The following is a 20,251-nucleotide window of genomic DNA, read 5'->3' on the forward strand; positions in this document are numbered from 1 at the left end:
TGGCTCTTACTTGCTAAGAGCCAACTATAAATGGAGTAATAAATGGCGTTTGAGCAATGGGCAGCCTTGCCTTGGGTAAAATCTCAAAAAGATAAAATTCAATGGGGCCAGCTAAGCGGAAGTGGTTTAAGTATTGCCATTGCTGAAGGCGTTAAACAACAAGATAACTTAGTCTTAATTGTTACGCCGGATACACCAAGTGCACTGCGCCTTGAAACAGAGTTAGAATATTTATTACCCGATAACCCGGTCATGGTATTTCCTGATTGGGAAACTCTGCCATACGATCATTTTTCTCCCCATCAAGATATTATTTCAGCCCGTTTGGCCACTTTAAACACCTTAAAAAAAGAACAACAAAGTGTGTTAATTGTGCCTGTATCTACTTTAATGTTGCGCACAGCCCCGGCCTCATTTATTTACGGTTCAACAATAAACTTTAAAGTAGGCGACAAACTAGACACACATAACTTTCGTGACAACTTAGAGCAAGCTGGTTATTTAAATGTTCAACAAGTAATGGAGCATGGCGAATACGCTATACGCGGCTCTATCGTTGACTTATACCCAATGGGTAGCCCACACCCATTTAGACTCGACTTTTTTGATGACGAACTCGATACCATTCGCTTATTTGATGTAGAAACACAGCGCTCTGATGAAAAAGTAGATAAAATTGAGCTACTTCCAGCGCATGAATTTCCTACTAACGACGCTGATATTGAACGCTTTAGAATAAGCTACCGTGAAAAATTTGGCGCAAGCTCGCAGCAAGATTCAGTATACATGCAAGTAAGCAAAGGTAACTGGCCTGCAGGTATTGAATACTACATGCCGTTGTTTTTTGAAAAGCTCGCGACTATTTTTGACTACCTGCCAGATACAACAACCGTTATGCAGCTGGGTGATTTAGAGCACGCGGCAGATAACTTTTGGCACGATGTAAATGTACGCTATGAAAACCGCAGAGTTGACCCACTTCGTCCATTACTAGAACCCAATGCGCTTTATCAGCCAATTGAAGAGCTGTTTTCTAATTTAGGCAATTTTGCACGTATTAGATTATCCCTTGCAAAGCTTGGTACTAAAGCAGGCAATAAAAACTTAAGCGTTAGCGAGCTGCCTGCCATTCGAATTGATCATAAACAGCATGAACCTTATGGCGCGTTTATAAATTATGTAGCAGAGCAAAAAAAGAAAAAAGGCCGCATATTACTCAGTGTTGAATCGGACGGTCGTCGCGAATCATTGCTGAGCATTTTAAAACCAAGCGGTTTAAAATTTAAAGAATTTGAAACACTCGAACAATTTATTAAAAGTGCAAGTGACGTAGGCTTAATAGTAAGCCCGCTCGAGCAAAGTGTAGTACTTGGCACTAAACCAAGCCTTTCTATTATTACCGAGCAAGAACTGCTTGGCATAAAAGTATCTCAGCGCAGACGCCGCAAGCACAAGTACGAAGCCAGCCAAGATGCGCTAATTCGTAATTTAGCCGAGCTTAAAGAAGGTCAACCTGTTGTGCATCTTGATCACGGTGTTGGCCGTTATCAGGGGTTGCAAACAATTGATGCTGCAGGTGTAGTTACTGAGTTTGTTACGATTACTTACGCAAGTGAAGCTAAATTGTACGTGCCAGTATCTGCATTGCATATGCTGAGTCGTTACTCTGGCGGTGAAGAAGCCAGCGCCCCACTGCATAAGCTTGGCTCAGATGCATGGGAAAAAGCAAAAAAACGTGCTGCTGAAAAAGTTCGCGATGTAGCCGCAGAATTACTCGACATTTATGCTCAGCGCCAAGCAAAACCTGGTAATAAATTTACTCTAGATGCCCCCGCATATCGACAATTTAGCGATAGCTTTCCGTTTGAAGAAACTGACGATCAGCGCAACGCCATAGAAGCCGTATTAGGTGATATGCAATCAAAACAAGCGATGGATCGTTTAGTGTGTGGTGACGTAGGCTTTGGTAAAACAGAAGTGGCCATGCGCGCTGCTTTTGTAGCAGTTAACGATGATAAGCAGGTAGCCATTTTAGTGCCCACCACCTTGCTCGCTCAACAACACTATGAAAACTTTAAAGACCGTTTTGCTGATTTTCCTATTGAAGTAGGTGTGCTTTCGCGCTTTAACTCCACTAAAGAGCAAAAAGACACACTTGAAAAAATGGCCAATGGTAAGCTCGATATAGTTATTGGCACGCATAAACTTATTCAACAAGACATTAAATTTAACGATTTAGGCTTGTTAATTGTTGATGAAGAGCATCGCTTTGGTGTTCGCCAAAAAGAGAAAATTAAAGCACTGCGCGCCGATGTAGACATACTCACACTGACTGCAACGCCAATACCTCGTACACTCAACATGGCCATGAGCGGCATGCGCGATTTATCGATAATCGCAACGCCACCGGCTAAACGTTTAGCGGTAAAAACCTTTGTACGCCAACGCGATGTAGAACTAATACGCGAAGCGGTACTGCGAGAAATTAAACGCGGTGGCCAAGTTTACTTTTTACATAACAACGTAGAAACTATCGAGCGTGTTGCACAAGAAATTAGTGAATGGGTACCTGAAGCCAGTGTGACTACAGCCCATGGCCAAATGCGCGAGCAAGAGCTTGAGCAAATAATGACTGACTTTTACCATCAAAAATACAACGTGCTGGTATGTACCACGATTATCGAAACCGGTATTGATGTGCCTACGGCTAATACCATTATCATGGACAGAGCAGATAAACTCGGCCTTGCCCAGTTACACCAATTACGTGGACGAGTTGGTCGAAGCCACCATCAAGCGTATGCCTACCTACTAACAGGTGACCCTAAAGCCCTTTCTAAAGATGCGAGTAAACGCTTACAAGCAATTGAATCATTAGAGGACTTAGGTGCAGGTTTTGCCCTCGCTACACATGACTTAGAAATTCGTGGTGCGGGTGAGCTACTTGGCGATGATCAATCAGGCCAAATGCAAACCATCGGCTTTAGTTTGTATATGGAAATGCTCGAACAAGCCGTAAATGCGCTGCGCGAAGGTAAAGAGCCAACGCTTGAAAACCTACTTCAAAAACAAACCGAAGTAGATTTAAAGCTGGCTGCATTATTACCTGATGACTACATACACGATGTTAATGCACGCTTGGGTATGTATAAGCGCATTGCAAGTTGTGCTAACCTTGATGATATGGATGAACTTCAGGTAGAACTAATAGACCGCTTTGGTTTACTACCTGATGCTGCTAAAAACCTATTTAGCCTACAATTATTAAAAATGAAAGCTAGTAGTTTAGGTATAACTAAAATTGAGGCAAACCCAAAAGGTGGTTACTTTGAGTTTAGCCAAGATACCAAGGTTAACCCTAGCTTCATCATTGGCTTGATACAAAGTGCACCTAAGGTGTACAAAATGGATGGCGCAAATAAACTGCGCTTTGCAATTAGTGAGGCAAATGCCCGCGAACGCTTAAAAATGGTCACTGCAATGATTGCAGATTTCGAAAAAAAGGTTAGCCATTAATGTTGCTAAAAAAATCGCTTATTGTTTTATGCTGCTTATTTAGCAGCACTGCATTTGCAGAACGCTGGTTTGAGGTTGAGGTGCTTGTATTTAAACAGCGCCCTGCCCCGTATTTACAAGAAGACTTTAGCCTTAAGCACAAAGCTATTGAAGATAAAAATACGCTAGACTTACTGACCCCTCTTTACACTGAACAAGCAATGCAGGCCTGCATAGATGGCGATGAGCGTTTTCAAAAACGCACTTTTACTGATTCATTAGTTAATTCAAACCCGCAATCGGGTGTATGTGACAACAGTATTGACTACCTACAAAGCTACGATGAGCTACCTGTAACGCCTTTAGCACCCGCTAAAGATGATATGCAGCAAACCTATTTATTAGCGCCGCAACAGCTGCAATTTAAAGCGCAATATAGGCAACTGGACCGCAAAGGCTTAACACCTATTCTACATACTGGCTGGCGCTTTGAAGGCGCAAGCAAGTCACGCGCCCCAAGCATGCATTTAATAGCGGGTAAGCATCTTAAAAATGAACCCAATGTAACACCTAGCTATTCAAACCCTGATTTTGTAAGTTTATTAAATTCACAACCGGCGCTATTTAACGACCCAGATCAATCAAAAGCAGAATGGGAACTAGACGGTTTATTTAAAATACATTTACGACATTATTTATACATAACAGCTAATTTTGATATTAGTCAAAAGCTAGAAAACGGCGATATAGAGTCAGCCCGTTTTTCTCAGTTTAGACGTGTAATTAGTGGTGAAGTACATTACTTTGACCATCCACGAATGGGCATGATTGTCCAGATCAGAAAATTCAAACATTAATATTAAGTAGGATATAACAATGAACAAACTCCTTATCATCGCAGCTACATTAAGCCTTGCGGCTTGTTCTAAGGTAAGTCTTGAAAATTATGAAAAAATTAAAGTAGGCATGGATAAGACTGAAGTTGAAACTATTTTAGGCAGTGCTGATAACTGTGTTGAAAAGACACTACATACTAACTGTGTATGGGGCGATGAAGCAAAAAATATCGAGATCACGCTAGTATCAGACAAAGTAACTTTATATAGCAAACATGGCTTAGCTAATAAATAAAGTGACCAAATATTAGGGGCTTATTGTATCAGCCCCTTTTAAAATTAATTAAACTCATTTTTTGGAGTAGATAAGCTCAATATTAACGATTTTACTGCGATTTAACGTTATTTTATAGCGTTGATAAAGTGTTTTATCTTCCTCAGTTAGCACAAGTACCATGTTTAATTGATAACGCCTTTCTACAGCCTGCTTAGAAATTTTATTACTGTCTAAATGATATAGCTTCCCTTCACCACGTTTTAAATAACGTGCAAATGGTGCAAGATTAAATTGTAGCGTGTGCTGTAGTGTATCGTAGCCGGGCAAAAATTCTTTCGCACTAACACGTGTCTCACTTGCAAAGTGTAACCACTGCGCAGCTTGTTTATTTTGTTGACGACGTTTTGAAAAAATAGATTTCACTTCTTTAGGTATTTTTTTAAAGCGCATGTATTCAAGCCAAATTAACTGACTCGCTACTTTGTCTTTGGTAATACTATTTTTAAAACTAAATCGCCACTTAGGTCGCCCTTGTACAATGGCTCGCCAAATCATACGTGTAATATCTTCTTTAAATATTTCACGTAGCCCGTAAATAACCCCTAAAATTAAAATAAGCGTCGCGGTGACTTCCGTAAACGTTGAGCGAGCATTGAGTATTACAACCATCACAAATGCCATGATAACGGCTGTAACAGTGCCTTTAACTAATCGCTTAAGGTAGCTGTTAAGAAACCGCGTTTGACGCTGTAATATTACGCCGTGCTCAATTAAGCGTTGTAACAAGCGCATTTTATTTGTTATTCGATTTGCGTCTTGCATGGTTGTTTCAGAGTTGTAGCTTTTCTCTGCTCGATACGTATTTTCGCTTTTACAAAACTGCAGTAAATCGTTACGCTCTTTTGCATAATCGCTACTACGTGGGCCTTCATCTAAAAGCTTTAAAAAAGATTGCTCAACATGCCAACTTAAATAGTTATCAGCATTGGTAAAAAATGGCAGTAGTTTTTCGTCATCTGGTGTGTAGCGACGCAGCTTTTTTAAAAGCCCTTCGCTTTGCTCATATACCTCTTTAGCACGTTTATAAAAGTCTTCGGCTTCATCAATTTTTAACGCGTCTTTTATATCGGCATCAAGGGCTAAACGTACTTGGTAACAAAATAAATTAAGGTTTTGCCGGTAATCTTGTTGCTCACCTTTGTTTTTACTAACAAAACGGCTTCGCACTAAAGGCAAGTGTATATTGTTAGCGTTATACGCTAGGTGTGATTTAAAGTGGTTATTAAAGTAAGATTCTTCGGTAAGTGTTTGCGGATTGATCCCCATTTCATTAGGGATAGAAAAATACAGATCTATGCGCTGTTCAGAACGAGGAGTTAGTTCTGGTTCAATGACAAAAGATAAGTTTTCATCTTGTTTTAACAATTAGTTCTCCTTCTAAAATATCGTTTTAGTGTACTTGCCTCCTTTATTTTGTTCAATAAAAAAGGCTCAGTAAATACTGAGCCTTAATAAGATTAATGTGCTGGTTAAAATTTAACGTTTACACCAGCAAATACACGACGGCCAAGTACATCATATGTGTACGGGTCAGTATTAGAATCGTTGTTACCTGAGTAGTATGGTGGTTGCTTATCGAATAAGTTATTTACACCTGCAGTTAACGAAACCATGTCACTGATAAAGTAAGAACCGCTCACATCATGGTAAACAACAGATGGTGTTGTTGGTGCATAACATGTAGATTCTTTACCTAAACAGCTGTAGCTATCCATTCCTGCAATGTAACGTGCTTTGTAGTTAGCAGACCAAGCATCACCTTTAACATCTAGCTCAAAGTTTGCTTTTACGTCAGCATAACCACCTATACCAGAAGTAATTAAACCAGCGTAATCAATGCTTGATTCAATAACATCAACAGTGTACTCGTCAAGGTAAGTAACATCTAATGACGTATTCCAAGCAAGGCCAGCTAAATCAAATTTGTAATTTAAGTTTAGGTCATAACCTTTTGTTTGCTCATAACCTACGTTTTGTAGTTGGTTATTAAACGCGATACGACCTGTGCTTTGGTTAAAATCGATATTTGCTGAACTACAAAGTGCTGTTGATTGATTCGCTAAAGAGCCATCTGTTGCAAGACATGAATCAACAATGTATTGGTTGTTTACTGTAGCAATAGCGTTTTCGATTTCAATGTCGTAGTAATCTAACGTCATTGAGAAACCTTCAAACCATTCTGGTTCGTAAACTACACCAACGGTAACTGTATCAGCTAATTCAGGTGTTAACTGGTCATTACCACCAACGGTTACTTCAGCCTGATCTTGTGCACCGGTGAAGCTAACTTGCTCATAAGATGGAGAGTCACCTGAGTATAGCTCAGCAACTGTAGGAGCACGGAAAGCTGTAGAACGAACACCACGAAGCATTAATTCGTCGTTTACACGCCAAGTTAAACCAAGTTTCCACGTTTCATCAGAACCAAATGTGCTGTAATCAAAAGCACGGATCGCAGCGCTTAATTCTACATTTTGTGCAAGATAAGCATCTGCAACTAAAGGAATAGCCAGCTCAAGGTATGCTTCGTTTACATCAAAACGACCGCTTGTTGCATCAACGCGTGGATCATTTGCAAGACCTTGTGAAGTGATCGAATCTGGTGTGTACCACGCTTTTTCTTCACGGCGTTCAAGACCTGCAGCAAAACCTACAAAGCCCGCAGGTACTTCCATTAACTCACCAGAAAGCGCAGCTGTAATCATAAATAATTGACTGCCGCCTGAGTTTTGCTCAGTGTAAACATAATCACTAAAGCTACTGCTTGACCATGAAGCTTGTGAAAGTGGGTTAAAGTTACCAGCTTCAATTTCGCTTTGAATTGAACCCATATTGTGAAGGTTGCTTAAGCGATCTACTGAGTCATTACGACCAAAAATTACTGATGTATCCCACTCTAAACCGTTATCTAAATAACCTGCAGCACCGATAACAGAACGAACTGTATCAACTACTTGAGATGAATCACGTGTACCAGTGTCAACCATACGACGGCCGTAAGAAACTTCATCACCGTAATTAATATTTTGGTCGATTAAAGAATCACCCATCCACTCAGCGTAGTCAAAGTCGAACCATACTGGTTGAGGTGCTAATTGCTGCTCTGACCAACGTTTTGAGTATGTAAATTCAGAGTATAAACGCGTGTCATCAGTTAAATCAAAACTACCAATACCTGTAAGGTTTAAACGACGCATTGGCGTGTATAAGTAGCTAGATTGCGAATAGTTGTAAGCATCACTAGTACCAAAGTCGTGCCAACCATTATCAGCTTGACCTTGTAAAGATTCATCACCTGACCAAACATGGCCATTAGGAGTATAAGAAGAACCAGAACAGTACGGAGCACTGCCATCGCCATCTTCAGTTAATGGACAATCAGAAAAGCTACGATCAGCCTGAGAAGCATCGCCACGGTCTGTGTACTGCAAACCGATTACAACGTTACCACGACCGAAGTTACCACCCATTGTAATATCAAAAGACGTTTCATCTGCGTCACCTTCAGTAGTGATTGCTGATTTAACATTAAGGTCTAGGCCTTCAAAGTTATCTTTTAAGATAATATTTACAACACCCGCAACAGCATCAGTACCATAAACAGCAGATGCGCCATCTTTAAGTACTTCAATATGCTTGATCATAGATACTGGGATAGTATTTAAATCAACTGTAGAAGCTGCGCCTGTACCTGAGTTGATCATACGGCGGCCGTTTACAAGTACTAAAGTACGTTGTGAACCTAAACCACGTAAATCAATTGATGCATTACCACCAGAACCATTATTGATACCTGGGTTTGTCATTGCGCCGCCTGTAGCGGTCATTTTTTGTAGTACAGAATCTACTGATACTGCGCCTGAAGCAGCAATATCGTCAGCACCGATAATAGTAACTGGGCTAGCGGTTTCCATATCTGCGCGCTTAATGCGAGAACCCGTTACTTGAATTTTTTCGATTGCTTGTGCTGAGTCTTCAGCAGCAAGAACTTGCACACTTGAGAACATTGGAAATGCTGCGATTACAGCTAAACCAAGAGTTGATTTTTTCATGAAAGAACCCTACTTGTTGGAAATTTACCTTTATTGGTAATGCTCACTTTTTATTAGAATAGTGAGTCAGGTGGGCAACTTAGGCGCTTTTAACTGAACGAAAACTTAACGGCAGCTCAATTTATATCAAGAAATAAAATGGAATAACCATAGTAGGTACATAGGTTACATTATGTTTCAGTGTTAATTAATAAATACACCTTAAAAACAATGCCTTGAAAAGACAAGGAAACATTAGAAACACACCTGAAACCAAAGTGATTCACTTTGTAATCAAATGTAATTAACTGAGCTACGTACCAAAAACAGACAAATTAACAACTTAATCACAGCACATTATTAAAACCGCAAAACTAAATGTTAATTAATAACCATATTTATGCATACTTGATGCTTAAATAGTCTTATTTAGCCTCTTTGGAAGGTTTTTTGATTAGATTTTTTTATTCAGTCGTAATTAAAGTTGAACTTTTTGAGAGCACTTATTCACTATTGAAGTTTTGTCAGTATTAAAACCTAAAAAGGCAATTTTATTGATCTTGTCACTCAAATAATCGTATGTATAAGAAAACGAACTCACATAAAAAATGTAAGCTGTATACAAGAGTTTGTAGTCGCAACTTTAATACGTAACGTAAAAAGAGTAATTGAGTGTTTGTATTACAGAGGTGGCATTATCTTTAACGGTTAGTTCTAAATTCCAAAGCATATTTTGCTCTGAACAAATACCAACCATAGTATTACTTTGCCAAAGATCATTATGTTTTTTAAATTTTTGGGGAATGTAACCCATGTACATAGTGATGCCTTTAAGCTTGGCATCTTCAATTGTAACGTTTGCAGGTAAGTCACTAAAGATAGTAAATGGGGTTTCGGGGGAAAGGGTTTTCTCGCTTAACCATACTTTAACATCATTTGAAAAAGTACAAGGCAAATTGGCTTCGCACTGGGCATTTTTAAGAAATTTTTCATCTGTATTTTTAGAAAAATCACACGCTGTTAATAAAAAAAACACCACAGTGAATAAACTTAACCTATATATAAGCATAACAATTTCGCACTAAAGAAAAGCAAATACTAATAATCGTGACTGTAAATAACAAGTGCGAGTGTTACTATTAGGCCAAATTAGGCACAAACTGTATCAAAAAATAAACAACAAGCTCACAAAGTTTGATTGATGTCATAATTTTATGTAATTGACCTATCTTTTTTAGGCCAAAAAATTTATCATTTCACCCGCAAAAAATAAGGGTTTCTCAAGTTTTTTTCTGAAGTTTTCATGTATTGAAAGTTTTAGGTAACACGCTTGAGAAAAATAGTAGGCCCCACTTTTAATAGTGGGTAATTCATTTCTAAACGCATTTATTGCAGCGGAAGCCAGAAAATGAGCCAAACAGTAGCATCACAAACTGAGTATAACTATAAGGTTGTACGCCAATTCGCTATTATGACAGTGATTTGGGGCATCGTTGGCATGAGTATTGGGGTTCTGATTGCTGCCCAATTAGCTTGGCCAGCACTTAACTTTGATACACCATGGTTAACTTACTCTCGACTACGTCCGTTACACACGAACGCAGTAATTTTCGCATTTGGTACTAGTGCACTGTTTGCGACGTCTTATTACGTCGTACAACGTACTTGCCAAACGCGTCTTTTCTCAGACAAACTCGCCGCCTTTTCATTTTGGGGCTGGCAGCTAGTTATTGTATTAGCAGTAATTACATTACCACTTGGTATTACTAGCTCAAAAGAATACGCAGAACTTGAATGGCCAATCGATATTTTAATCGCTGTGGTTTGGATTGTTTACGCTATTGTATTCTTTGGTACTTTAATCAAGCGTAAAGTGTCGCACATTTATGTTGCTAACTGGTTCTATGCTGGCTTTATTATTACTGTTGCAGTACTACACATTGTAAACAGCATGGCAGTGCCTGTGTCGTTAACTAAATCATACTCAATCTACGCAGGTGCGGTAGATGCTATGGTTCAGTGGTGGTACGGTCATAACGCTGTAGGTTTCCTATTAACTGCTGGTTTCTTGGGTATGATGTATTACTTTGTACCAAAACAAGCAGGTCGCCCAGTTTACTCATACCGTTTATCGGTAGTTCACTTTTGGGCATTAATTTCATTATACATCTGGGCAGGTCCTCACCACCTTCACTACACTGCGCTTCCTGATTGGACGCAAAGTTTAGGTATGGTTATGTCTATTATCCTATTCGTACCGTCTTGGGGTGGTATGATTAACGGCATTATGACCCTATCAGGCGCATGGCATAAACTGCGTACTGATCCAGTACTACGCTTCTTAGTTGTTTCATTGTCTTTCTACGGTATGTCTACGTTCGAAGGCCCTATGATGGCAATTAAATCTGTAAATGCGTTATCTCACTACACAGATTGGACAATCGGCCACGTACACTCAGGTGCACTAGGTTGGGTTGCTATGATTTCAATTGGTGCTATTTACCACTTAATTCCTGCGTTATTTGCGCAAGGTCGTATGTATAGCGTCAAATTAGTTAATACCCACTTCTGGTTACACACTGTAGGCGTTGTTTTATACATTGTTGCAATGTGGATCTCTGGTGTAATGCAAGGTCTTATGTGGCGTGCGGTAAATGCCGACGGTACATTAATGTACAGCTTTGTGCAGTCTTTAGAAGCGTCGCATCCTTTCTACATTATGCGTTTTGTAGGCGGTGTATTCATCGTAACAGGCATGTTAGTTATGGCTTATAACGTTTTCCGTACAATTTCAGCTGAGAAAGAATCTCTGAAGTTAGACGCGCAAGCACAATTAGCATAACGGAGTGAGATGATGAGCAATAAAAATTCACAAAACAAACATGAAATAGTAGAAAAGAACGTTGGCCTTATGGCTATTCTGACTGTTTTTGCTATCAGCTTTGGTGCATTAGTTGAAATTACTCCGCTAATGTTCCAAGACGACACAACTAAACCAGTAGAAGGCCTACGCCCTCTTAATGCTTTAGAAATGGAAGGCCGTGACATATATGTACGTGAAGGTTGTTATAACTGTCACTCACAAATGATCCGCCCTTTTCGTGATGAAGTTGAGCGTTACGGTCACTACTCTGTAGCAGGCGAATCAGTATGGGATCACCCTTTCCAATGGGGTTCAAAACGTACTGGTCCTGACCTTGCTCGCGTTGGTAAACGTTACTCGGACGATTGGCATTATGCTCACTTAGTTGACCCACGTGCTGTGGTTCCTGAGTCGAATATGCCAGGTTTTCCTTGGTTAGCAGAGGATAGGGTAGATACAAGCCTGACTCTGAAAAAACTACAAATTTTCCGTGATACTTTTGCTATTAACCCAGAAAACCCTAAACACCCGGGCCTAGGTTATGGCAGCGACGAAGAACTTAAAGCTGATGTTGAAAAAGTTAACGCTATGAATAACGGCGAAGGCGCAACAGAAATCCAAGCTCTAATCGCGTATTTACAGCAACTTGGTACCCACTTGAAGTAAATTATTATGGATTACGGAACATACAGAGGCATTTTGACTCTGGTAATTTTAGTATTGTTTATTGTGATTGTTGTATGGGCATACAGCAAGCGTAGCAAAAATCGTTTTGATAGCGCTGCTAATGCCATTTTCGAAGATGAAAAAAAACATAACAACACACTCTCTAACGAGGAAAAGGAGTCTGAAAAATGACTAGCTTTTGGAGTATTTGGGTTATTGTATTAACCCTTGCATGCTTATGCATCATCTTTGGCCTATTAGTTTGGAACTTAAAAAACTATGCTGGCGTAAAAGAAGGTGAAAGCTGTGGACATGAATTTGACGGCATTGAAGAGCTAAATAATCCACTACCAAAATGGTGGACTTACATGTTTTTCGCAACTTTTATTTGGTCAGTATATTACCTTGCAGCTTTCCCAGGTTTAGGTAACTGGGAAGGTTTTGGTAAATGGACTAGCTCTAACCAAGGTATTACGTCTTTAGCTGAATCTAAAAAAGCAGTTGCAGAGGCCAAAGCAGAAGGTCGTTTTGTTAAACTTGATAAAGAGTATGAAGCTGCAGAAGAACGCTTTGGTCCTATTTTTAATCGACTTGCACAAGTGCCGGTTTTAGATTTAGTTAATTCTAAGTTTGAAGGTGACGCAGCGCAGCAAGTTGCTCTTGAAAATGGTGACAAACATGAACAAACAGATGGTCAATTAGCCATCGAAATTGGTCAGCGTTTATTCTCACAAAACTGTGCGCAATGTCACGGCTCTGATGCACGTGGTGGAACAGGCTTCCCTAACCTAACTGATAAAGATTGGTTATATGGCGGTACACCAGACAAAATTAGAGAAACACTGCTTAATGGTCGTATAGCTGCAATGCCAGCTTGGGGCGATGCTCTTGGTGAGCAAGGCGTTAAAGAAATGACTGCACATGTGCTGAGCCTTTCTGGTCGTACTGTTAACCAAAAAGATGCTGCCGCAGGTAAAGCTAAGTTTGCAATGTGTGCCGCGTGTCACGGTGCTGACGGTAAAGGGTCGGTTGCACATAACCTACCATTTGGCGCGCCTAACCTGACTGATAACATTTGGTTATACGGTGGTTCTCAACGTGCTGTTGAAGAAACACTTAACCACGGCCGTGCTGGTGTAATGCCTGCTTGGAAAGACATTTTAGGTGAAGATAAGATTCACTTATTAACAGCCTACGTTTACAGTTTATCGCAAGATAAATAAGCACACGGTTAATAAAATGTTTATAAATTAATTTATTTAATTCAATAGATTAATCCAGATCAAAAAAGCCTCCAGTCGGAGGCTTTTTTTTAGTCTTTTACGTATAATTCCTATAAAATAACGCTTCCTAAACTAATTTTAGAGACACTATGCAACCTACTCCGTGGTATAAAAATTTTTGGCCTTGGTTTTTAATCTTTTTTCCGTTAGTTGCCATTATTGGCTGTATTAGCTTATTTATTACGGCAATAGGTAACGGCCCAGATATGGTTGTTGACGACTACTACAAAAAAGGCAAAGCAATAAACTTAGAACTGACTAAGTTTGAAAAAGCAAAAGCACTTTACTTACATGGCGAATTAAATGTAACCAACGAGCGTGTAAGCTTTAAGTTTACAAAAGGTGACAGTAGCAACGTGCATGTTTTAAAACTTTCGTTTTACCACCGTACTATTAAAGCGCATGACTTTGAGGCCACACTTACACCTAATGCCAATCAAGAATTTACTGCATTACTTGATAAGTATACGCCAGGTGCATATTCTGTATTTATTGAGCCAATTGATGGCAGCTGGAAACTAAAAGAAAACATTGTTCTACCGACGGCTGAAACCGTTTTAGTTACTCCTAACTATAAGTAATCATCACTATGTCTCACTCTTGCTTTCATTGCCTTGAAAGTGTGCCAAACGGATTTAGCGCAAACGTTATAATTGACGATATAGCCCAGCCAATGTGTTGCATTGGCTGCCAAGCAGTTGCGCAAAATATTGTTGATCAAGGTATGACTGATTATTATAAATACCGAACTGTTCGCGCAGGCAAGGTTGAGCAACTGATACCTGAGCAACTCGCATTTATAAAAAGTTATGACAACGAAGATATTCAAGACGAATTTATAGCTACTAACGACAATATCTCAGAGGTATTGTTGAGTGTTGAAGGTATAACCTGCGCAGCGTGTGCATGGCTTATCGAAAAACAACTCTTAAACTTAAAGACTGTAAAACGGGTTGATGTAAATACATCCACCAACCGCGCGATGATCCAATGGGATAAAACCAACACCCCATTGAGTGAAATTATTACTTCCTTAGCCAAAATTGGTTATAAAGCCTACCCATTTCAATCAGATATTGAAGCTCAACAAAAGCAACAAACTGCCAAAGCCTATATTCGCCGCTTAGGTGTTGCAGGCTTAATGACCATGCAAGTTATGATGTTTGCGTTTGCCATGTACTTTGGCATGTTTTCAGGGATGGACAGCAATTTTGAGCAGTATTTTAGATGGATTAGCTTAGTACTCGCCTCTCCGGTTATTTTGTACAGCGCACTGCCCTTTTTAACCAACGCCATAAATGGCTTAAAAGCAAAACAGCTCAATATGGATTTACCCGTATCGCTGGCTATTTTTGGTGCGTTTGGCGCAAGTTGTTACGCCACATTTATGCAAGTCGGCGAAGTATATTTTGAATCTGTGTGCATGTTTACCTTTTTACTTTTATTAGGTAAGTACCTTGAATTTAGAGCGCGTTTAAAAGCGAGCGAATTTACTGCCAACTTACAAAAATTATTGCCATTAACAGCCCGCACCATTAACGACAGTGGTGAAGAACTTATAATTGTAGCCAAAAAACTAAAACTTAATGACGTAGTACTCATTAAAGCGGGTGAAACAATTCCTGCCGACGGCGAGCTTATAAAGGGTAAAACTACGGTTGATGAATCAATGATGACGGGCGAACACCAACCCGTTACAAAATTTATCGGTCACAATGTCTACGCCGGTTGCGTTAACCACGACGGCGTTATTGAAATAAAAATTAATAAAATTGGCCAAAATACCCTTTTAAATCAAATTATCCGCTTGCAACACAACGCATTAACTAAACGCCCTAAACTGGTTGAAATTACAGATAAAGTTGCGCAATGGTTTATAGCGTGCCTGCTTATATTTGCTTCACTTACAGCTATTGGCTGGTACCAAATTGACCCTGAACACGCATTTTGGATCACCATTTCGGTTTTAGTTGCTACCTGCCCATGTGCCCTGAGTTTAGCCATACCAACCGCACTTACATGCGCGGTTGCAACCTTGACCCGTAAAGGCGTATTAATAAAACAAGCGCATGTGCTCGAAACACTCTCACAAATTACGTTATTTGCCTTTGATAAAACAGGCACACTTACTCAAGGTAAATTTAGCCTAGATGAAGTAGATATACTCGATAAGCAATACACAAAAGCGCAAGTGCTAGATATGGCAGCTATGTTAGAGCGTTATTCTGAGCACCCTATCGCCAGCGCATTTGATGAAATTACTCCTGCTCACCACAATCTTAATAACGTTGAAGTGTATCCAGGTCTGGGAATTAGCGCACAAGATGCAACTAATCATTATGCAATTGGTAAAAGTGGTTGGTTTGATAGCAAAAAATCAAATGCACAAGCAAGCTTGTATATAAATAAGCAGGTTGTTGCACGTTTTTACTTTATTGATAAAGTAAAAAACGATGCTAAAAAGCTTATAGACTCACTTCAATCGCAAAACTTAACCTGTCACATGTTAACCGGTGACGCGTCAGATGCTGGGCAAAAAGTAGCTAAACAACTTAACCTTGAAAGTGTGCAATCTGGGTGTTCGCCACAAGATAAACAAACAGCCGTTGAAAAATGGGCGTCACAAAACGAAGTTGTAGCAATGGTCGGCGATGGCGTAAACGACAGCCCTGTATTTGCCAGCGCGCATTTATCCATTGCAATGGAAACCGGTGCTGACATATCAAAAAATAGCGCCGATGTAGTGCTCCTTAATAGCGATTTAGCTTCAATTGATCATTTACTCAATGTGGCAAAACAAACCAGACGAATTATTAAGCAAAACCTTGCGCTGTCTTTATTGTATAATGCATCCATATTACCATTGGCAGCGCTGGGCTTAGTCGCTCCGTGGATGGCTGTTATTGGCATGTCTGCCAGCTCAATTATTGTGATTAGTAATTCACTAAGGCTATTAAAGTTATGAGCATAATTTACATTTTGATCCCTATTGCCATTTTGTTTGTCATTATTGCTATAGGCGTTTTCTTTTGGGCCGTAAAAAGTGAGCAGTTTTCTGATTTAAATAAGCAAGGTCATAGTATTTTGTTTGAAGACGACAAAGAGCAACATAACAAAAGTAATGATTGACCCTCTTTACACCAGCGCATTTTTAATGGGGCTAATAGGTAGCGGTCATTGCATTGCCATGTGCGGCGGTATTGCAAGCTCATTACAACTGGCAAGTGATAAACGCAAAACATTCACCTATTCATTTGCCTATAATACCGGGCGTGCACTGAGCTACATGGCAGCAGGTGCACTTGTTGCTGGTATTAGCAGCCAATTTGCTAGGCAAAACACATCTTTTTCTTTAGCACTTTCATTCATTGCAGCTATTTTTATGCTCCTTGTCGGCGTGTATATAATGCGCTTAGGCCCTACGTTGCAATGGTTAGAAAAAATTGGTAAAACCTTAGTGTGGCAACACATTGTTAAGCTAAATAAATACTTAATGCCTATTAACTCACCATTTAAAGCCCTAGGTTACGGTGCTTTGTGGGGATGGCTTCCATGTGGACTTGTTTACTCAGCACTTACATGGGCGATGACTAGCCCAAGTGCCCTAGACGGTGCTTTAGTGATGCTTTGTTTTGCTTTGGGTACTTTCCCCGCAATGATCACGTTAGGCGTTACCGCACAAAAACTAAATAGTATTATTAACCACCCTTGGACCCGAATTGTATTGGGCAGTGTTATAATCTGGTATGGTATCTACTTATTGATAATTGCAACTGACAAGCTGATACAATAACCTATTCGCAGTATTAACCTTTTATGGTTATTTTGCAGTCGTGTGTATAAAAATTTAAACGGATTAAATTATGGATTTCTCTCAAAGTCGCGCTAAAGGTAATTGTGCTATTAGCTGTAATAACTGCAGTATTAGTCAATTGTGCTTGCCATTTTCTCTCAATGGCCAAGAAATGGATAAGCTAGACGAAATTATTGAGCGAAAAAAACCACTCCATAAAGGCGATTATCTATTTGAATCAGGCGCACCTTTACAGGCTATTTATGCTGTACGCTCTGGCTCATTTAAATCGTACACATTATCAGAGCAAGGTGATGAGCAAATAACCGGGTTTCATTTAGCGGGTGACTTAGTAGGCTTTGACGCGATAAGCAAAATGGCGCATCAGAGCTTTTCGCAAGCACTTGAAACGTCAATGGTGTGCGAAATACCATTCGATACCCTTGACGAACTTGCTGGTAAATTACCAAAACTTCGTCAACAAATAATGCGCTTGATGAGCAGCGAAATTACATACGATCAAGAAATGCTGTTATTACTCAATAAAAAATCAGCAGAAGAACGCTTAGCTAGTTTTATTTATAACCTGTCAGAGCGTTTTGGTGAACGTGGTTTTTCACGCAAAGAATTTAGATTTACCATGACTCGCGGTGAAATAGGTAACTACTTAGGCCTTACCGTAGAGACCATTAGCCGTTTATTAAGCCGTTTTCAAAAAGCCGACTTAATTAAAGTAGAAGGTAAATTTATTACAATTTTAGATAATGATGCCTTAGCTAAAACGGCAGCAATCGTTAAGCCTCGCTAAATTAAATAGTTTGATTTAGAACAACAATTTATATGCTACCCCTTTAACTGTTTTATATTTGCGTTACACTAATTGTACACCCGTTAGGCAAATGGAGTAGCATATGAACACTATTAAACGCATTATTGCGGTTATTGACCCTACCAAAGACGATCAACACGGTTTATCACGTTCAATAGACTTAGCCAAAAAATCTGGCGCAAGTATTACCGCCTTTATGACGGTTTACGACTTCTCTTATGAAATGACAACGATGCTATCTGGCGATGAACGCGAAGCAATGCGTGATGCCGTACTAAAAGATCGCCAGCTATGGCTTAAAGATTTGGTTTCACCTTACAAAGATATAAATATTGACACCCAAGTGGTTTGGCATAACCGTCCTTATGAAGCCATAATCGATACTGTAATTGATCAAAAGTACGATTTAGTAATTAAAGGCACACATCAACATGGTGCACTTAAATCCGTTATTTTCACCCCTACCGACTGGCATTTAGTACGAAAATGCCCTGCCCCGGTGTTGTTTGTTAAAGAAATGGCATGGCCAGAAAACGGTAATATTTTAGCTGCTGTGAATGCGGTTAGTGAAAACGAAGAACATGTAGCACTTAATAAACGGGTAATTAAAGACGCACAATTTTTATGTGAACTTGCCAACGCAAAACTTAATTTAGTTAATGCTTATCCTGCAACGCCCATAAATATAGCAATTGAAATTCCTGAGTTTAACCCTGGACTTTATAACGAATCAGTTAAAAAACACCACATTGAATCAACCAATGCACTTGCTGCTGAGTTTAATTTAAGCCAAGAGCAATGTTTTATTGAAGAAGGCCTACCAGAGGATGTAATCCCTGATGTAGCTAAGCGGTTAAATAGCGAATTAGTTGTTATTGGTACCGTTGGTCGTACAGGCTTAAGTGCCGCTTTAGTAGGTAATACAGCAGAGCATGTAATTGATAGCCTTGACTGCGATGTACTAGCACTTAAGCCCGATGGTTACGTAAGCCCGATGGCAAAGAAACTAGATTAATTAAAAATTTAGCAAGTAACAAACTGGATATTACTTGCTAAAAATACCGTGTTTAATTACATCCTAAACTCGCATATTCAGGTGGTTTGGGTATAATACGCCCCTTTATTTTTAGCAAATAACTTTGCTGTATTGTTTTACTAGGGGGCGTAATTGTCACACTCAGATCAAGCTAAAGCTCAATTTAACTTAAATAAGCTACAAAAGCGTTTACGTCGCCAAACTGGTCAAGCCGTTATGGACTTCAATATGATTGAAGAAGGTGACCGTATAATGGTGTGTTTATCAGGTGGCAAAGACAGCTACACAATGCTTGAAATGCTTCAACATTTAAAACGTGTAGCACCTATAAAGTTTGATCTCGTTGTTGTAAACCTAGATCAAAAACAACCAGGGTTTCCTGAGCACGTTTTACCCCAGTATCTTGATAAATTAAATGTAGAATACAAAATTGTAGAAGAAGATACCTACAGCATTGTTACTGACATTATTCCTGAAGGTAAAACAACCTGTTCACTTTGCTCACGACTGCGTCGTGGTATTTTATACCGCACAGCAAATGAGTTAGGCGCAACTAAAATAGCCCTTGGCCACCATCGTGACGACATGATTGAAACGTTGTTTTTAAATATGTTTTACGGTGGAAAACTAAAAAGTATGCCGGCTAAATTAATGAGTGATAACGGCGAGCATATGGTTATTCGCCCACTTGCATACTGCAAAGAAAGCGATATAAGCCAATACGCATTTGCACAAGGTTATCCAATTATTCCGTGTAACCTATGTGGTTCGCAAGAAAACCTACAGCGTAAACATACAAAAGCAATGCTCGCTAAATGGGATGCTGAGCACCCAGGCCGTATTGAGAGTATTTTTACAGCAATGCAAAACGTCGTGCCTTCACACTTAGCTGATGCTGATTTGTTTGATTTTAAAAACTTACAAACCGGTGAAGTCATTGATGGTGGCGATATAGCTCTTGATAAGCCAGACATTCCTAAAGTGCCTGTTACTAATGAGCTTGATGAACAAGAAGCGCCAAGTGTAGTTACTATAAATTTAAGCTAACATATCTAGGCTAACAAATTTAAGGGGGTTGTATT

Annotated in this window: 17 protein-coding genes; 14 read left to right on the top strand and 3 right to left on the bottom strand. The window is 39.6% G+C overall.

Translation table 11 applies throughout. From position 1 onward, the window contains the following. The first annotated feature begins 42 nt into the window (after positions 1-42). From mfd to H5157_RS17605, 3 genes are read left to right on the top strand one after another with little or no spacing between them, the layout of a single operon-like run. Positions 43-3,516, top strand: a complete 3,474-nt coding sequence (gene mfd, locus H5157_RS17595) for a transcription-repair coupling factor (protein WP_182725172.1) — start codon at positions 43-45, stop codon at positions 3,514-3,516. Continuing rightward, positions 3,516-4,352, top strand: coding sequence for a peptidoglycan binding protein CsiV (locus H5157_RS17600; protein ID WP_182682647.1), 837 nt, complete (start codon positions 3,516-3,518; stop codon positions 4,350-4,352). The genes mfd and H5157_RS17600 overlap by 1 nt, the downstream gene beginning before the upstream one ends. Before the next feature lie 19 nt (positions 4,353-4,371). Then, positions 4,372-4,626: a DUF3862 domain-containing protein gene (locus H5157_RS17605; protein ID WP_182725173.1), complete on the top strand. Its 255-nt coding sequence runs from the start codon at positions 4,372-4,374 to the stop codon at positions 4,624-4,626. 54 nt (positions 4,627-4,680) lie between these two features. Here H5157_RS17605 and H5157_RS17610 read toward each other — a convergent pair whose 3' ends face one another. The 3 genes from H5157_RS17610 to H5157_RS17620 all read right to left on the bottom strand — a co-directional run bounded on the left by H5157_RS17610 (position 4,681) and on the right by H5157_RS17620 (position 9,768). Then, a complete protein-coding gene (locus tag H5157_RS17610) occupies positions 4,681-6,033 on the bottom strand; it encodes a hypothetical protein (protein ID WP_182725174.1) in 1,353 nt (450 codons plus the stop codon). A gap of 104 nt (positions 6,034-6,137) precedes the next feature. Beyond that, positions 6,138-8,720 (bottom strand): TonB-dependent receptor, encoded by a 2,583-nt coding sequence (locus tag H5157_RS17615; RefSeq protein ID WP_182671753.1) that lies wholly within the window; start codon positions 8,718-8,720, stop codon positions 6,138-6,140. A gap of 622 nt (positions 8,721-9,342) precedes the next feature. Beyond that, entirely contained in the window at positions 9,343-9,768 is a 426-nt protein-coding gene (locus tag H5157_RS17620) for a hypothetical protein (protein WP_039490088.1), read from the bottom strand. Between the two features lie 339 nt (positions 9,769-10,107). On the opposite strand from H5157_RS17620, the gene ccoN reads away from it, so the two are divergent. The 11 genes from ccoN to ttcA all read left to right on the top strand — a co-directional run bounded on the left by ccoN (position 10,108) and on the right by ttcA (position 20,216). Next, positions 10,108-11,541: a cytochrome-c oxidase, cbb3-type subunit I gene (gene ccoN / locus H5157_RS17625; RefSeq protein WP_002961515.1), complete on the top strand. Its 1,434-nt coding sequence runs from the start codon at positions 10,108-10,110 to the stop codon at positions 11,539-11,541. A gap of 12 nt (positions 11,542-11,553) precedes the next feature. Next, positions 11,554-12,228 (top strand): cytochrome-c oxidase, cbb3-type subunit II, encoded by a 675-nt coding sequence (ccoO, locus tag H5157_RS17630; protein ID WP_165723947.1) that lies wholly within the window; start codon positions 11,554-11,556, stop codon positions 12,226-12,228. Positions 12,229-12,234: 6 nt separating this feature from the next. After that, on the top strand, positions 12,235-12,420 hold the full coding sequence (locus H5157_RS17635; RefSeq protein WP_024597380.1) for a CcoQ/FixQ family Cbb3-type cytochrome c oxidase assembly chaperone: 186 nt from the start codon (positions 12,235-12,237) through the stop codon (positions 12,418-12,420). Beyond that, on the top strand, positions 12,417-13,451 hold the full coding sequence (ccoP, locus tag H5157_RS17640; protein WP_138488889.1) for a cytochrome-c oxidase, cbb3-type subunit III: 1,035 nt from the start codon (positions 12,417-12,419) through the stop codon (positions 13,449-13,451). Before H5157_RS17635 ends, ccoP begins: the two co-directional genes overlap by 4 nt. A 149-nt stretch (positions 13,452-13,600) precedes the next feature. Continuing rightward, the gene (locus tag H5157_RS17645; protein WP_002963075.1) at positions 13,601-14,092 is read left to right on the top strand and encodes a FixH family protein; all 492 of its coding nucleotides are present in this window, start codon (positions 13,601-13,603) and stop codon (positions 14,090-14,092) included. Between the two features lie 8 nt (positions 14,093-14,100). Continuing rightward, positions 14,101-16,476, top strand: a complete 2,376-nt coding sequence (locus H5157_RS17650; protein WP_182725175.1) for a heavy metal translocating P-type ATPase — start codon at positions 14,101-14,103, stop codon at positions 16,474-16,476. Beyond that, complete coding sequence (gene ccoS / locus H5157_RS17655; protein ID WP_002963071.1) at positions 16,473-16,640, top strand: cbb3-type cytochrome oxidase assembly protein CcoS; 168 nt, start codon at positions 16,473-16,475, stop codon at positions 16,638-16,640. Before H5157_RS17650 ends, ccoS begins: the two co-directional genes overlap by 4 nt. Further along, a complete protein-coding gene (locus H5157_RS17660) occupies positions 16,633-17,304 on the top strand; it encodes a sulfite exporter TauE/SafE family protein (RefSeq protein WP_039490095.1) in 672 nt (223 codons plus the stop codon). The genes ccoS and H5157_RS17660 overlap by 8 nt, the downstream gene beginning before the upstream one ends. 70 nt (positions 17,305-17,374) lie before the next feature. Further along, complete coding sequence (locus tag H5157_RS17665) at positions 17,375-18,112, top strand: FNR family transcription factor (protein WP_002963069.1); 738 nt, start codon at positions 17,375-17,377, stop codon at positions 18,110-18,112. Between the two features lie 103 nt (positions 18,113-18,215). After that, positions 18,216-19,148 carry a universal stress protein UspE gene (gene uspE, locus H5157_RS17670; protein WP_182716156.1) on the top strand — a complete coding sequence of 311 codons (933 nt, stop codon included), beginning with the start codon at positions 18,216-18,218 and terminating at the stop codon, positions 19,146-19,148. 153 nt (positions 19,149-19,301) lie between these two features. Beyond that, positions 19,302-20,216: a tRNA 2-thiocytidine(32) synthetase TtcA gene (gene ttcA / locus H5157_RS17675; protein ID WP_002963067.1), complete on the top strand. Its 915-nt coding sequence runs from the start codon at positions 19,302-19,304 to the stop codon at positions 20,214-20,216. Positions 20,217-20,251: the final 35 nt, after the last annotated feature.

Source organism: Pseudoalteromonas sp. SG43-3, assembly GCF_014164385.1.
Taxonomy (GTDB): domain Bacteria; phylum Pseudomonadota; class Gammaproteobacteria; order Enterobacterales; family Alteromonadaceae; genus Pseudoalteromonas; species Pseudoalteromonas distincta.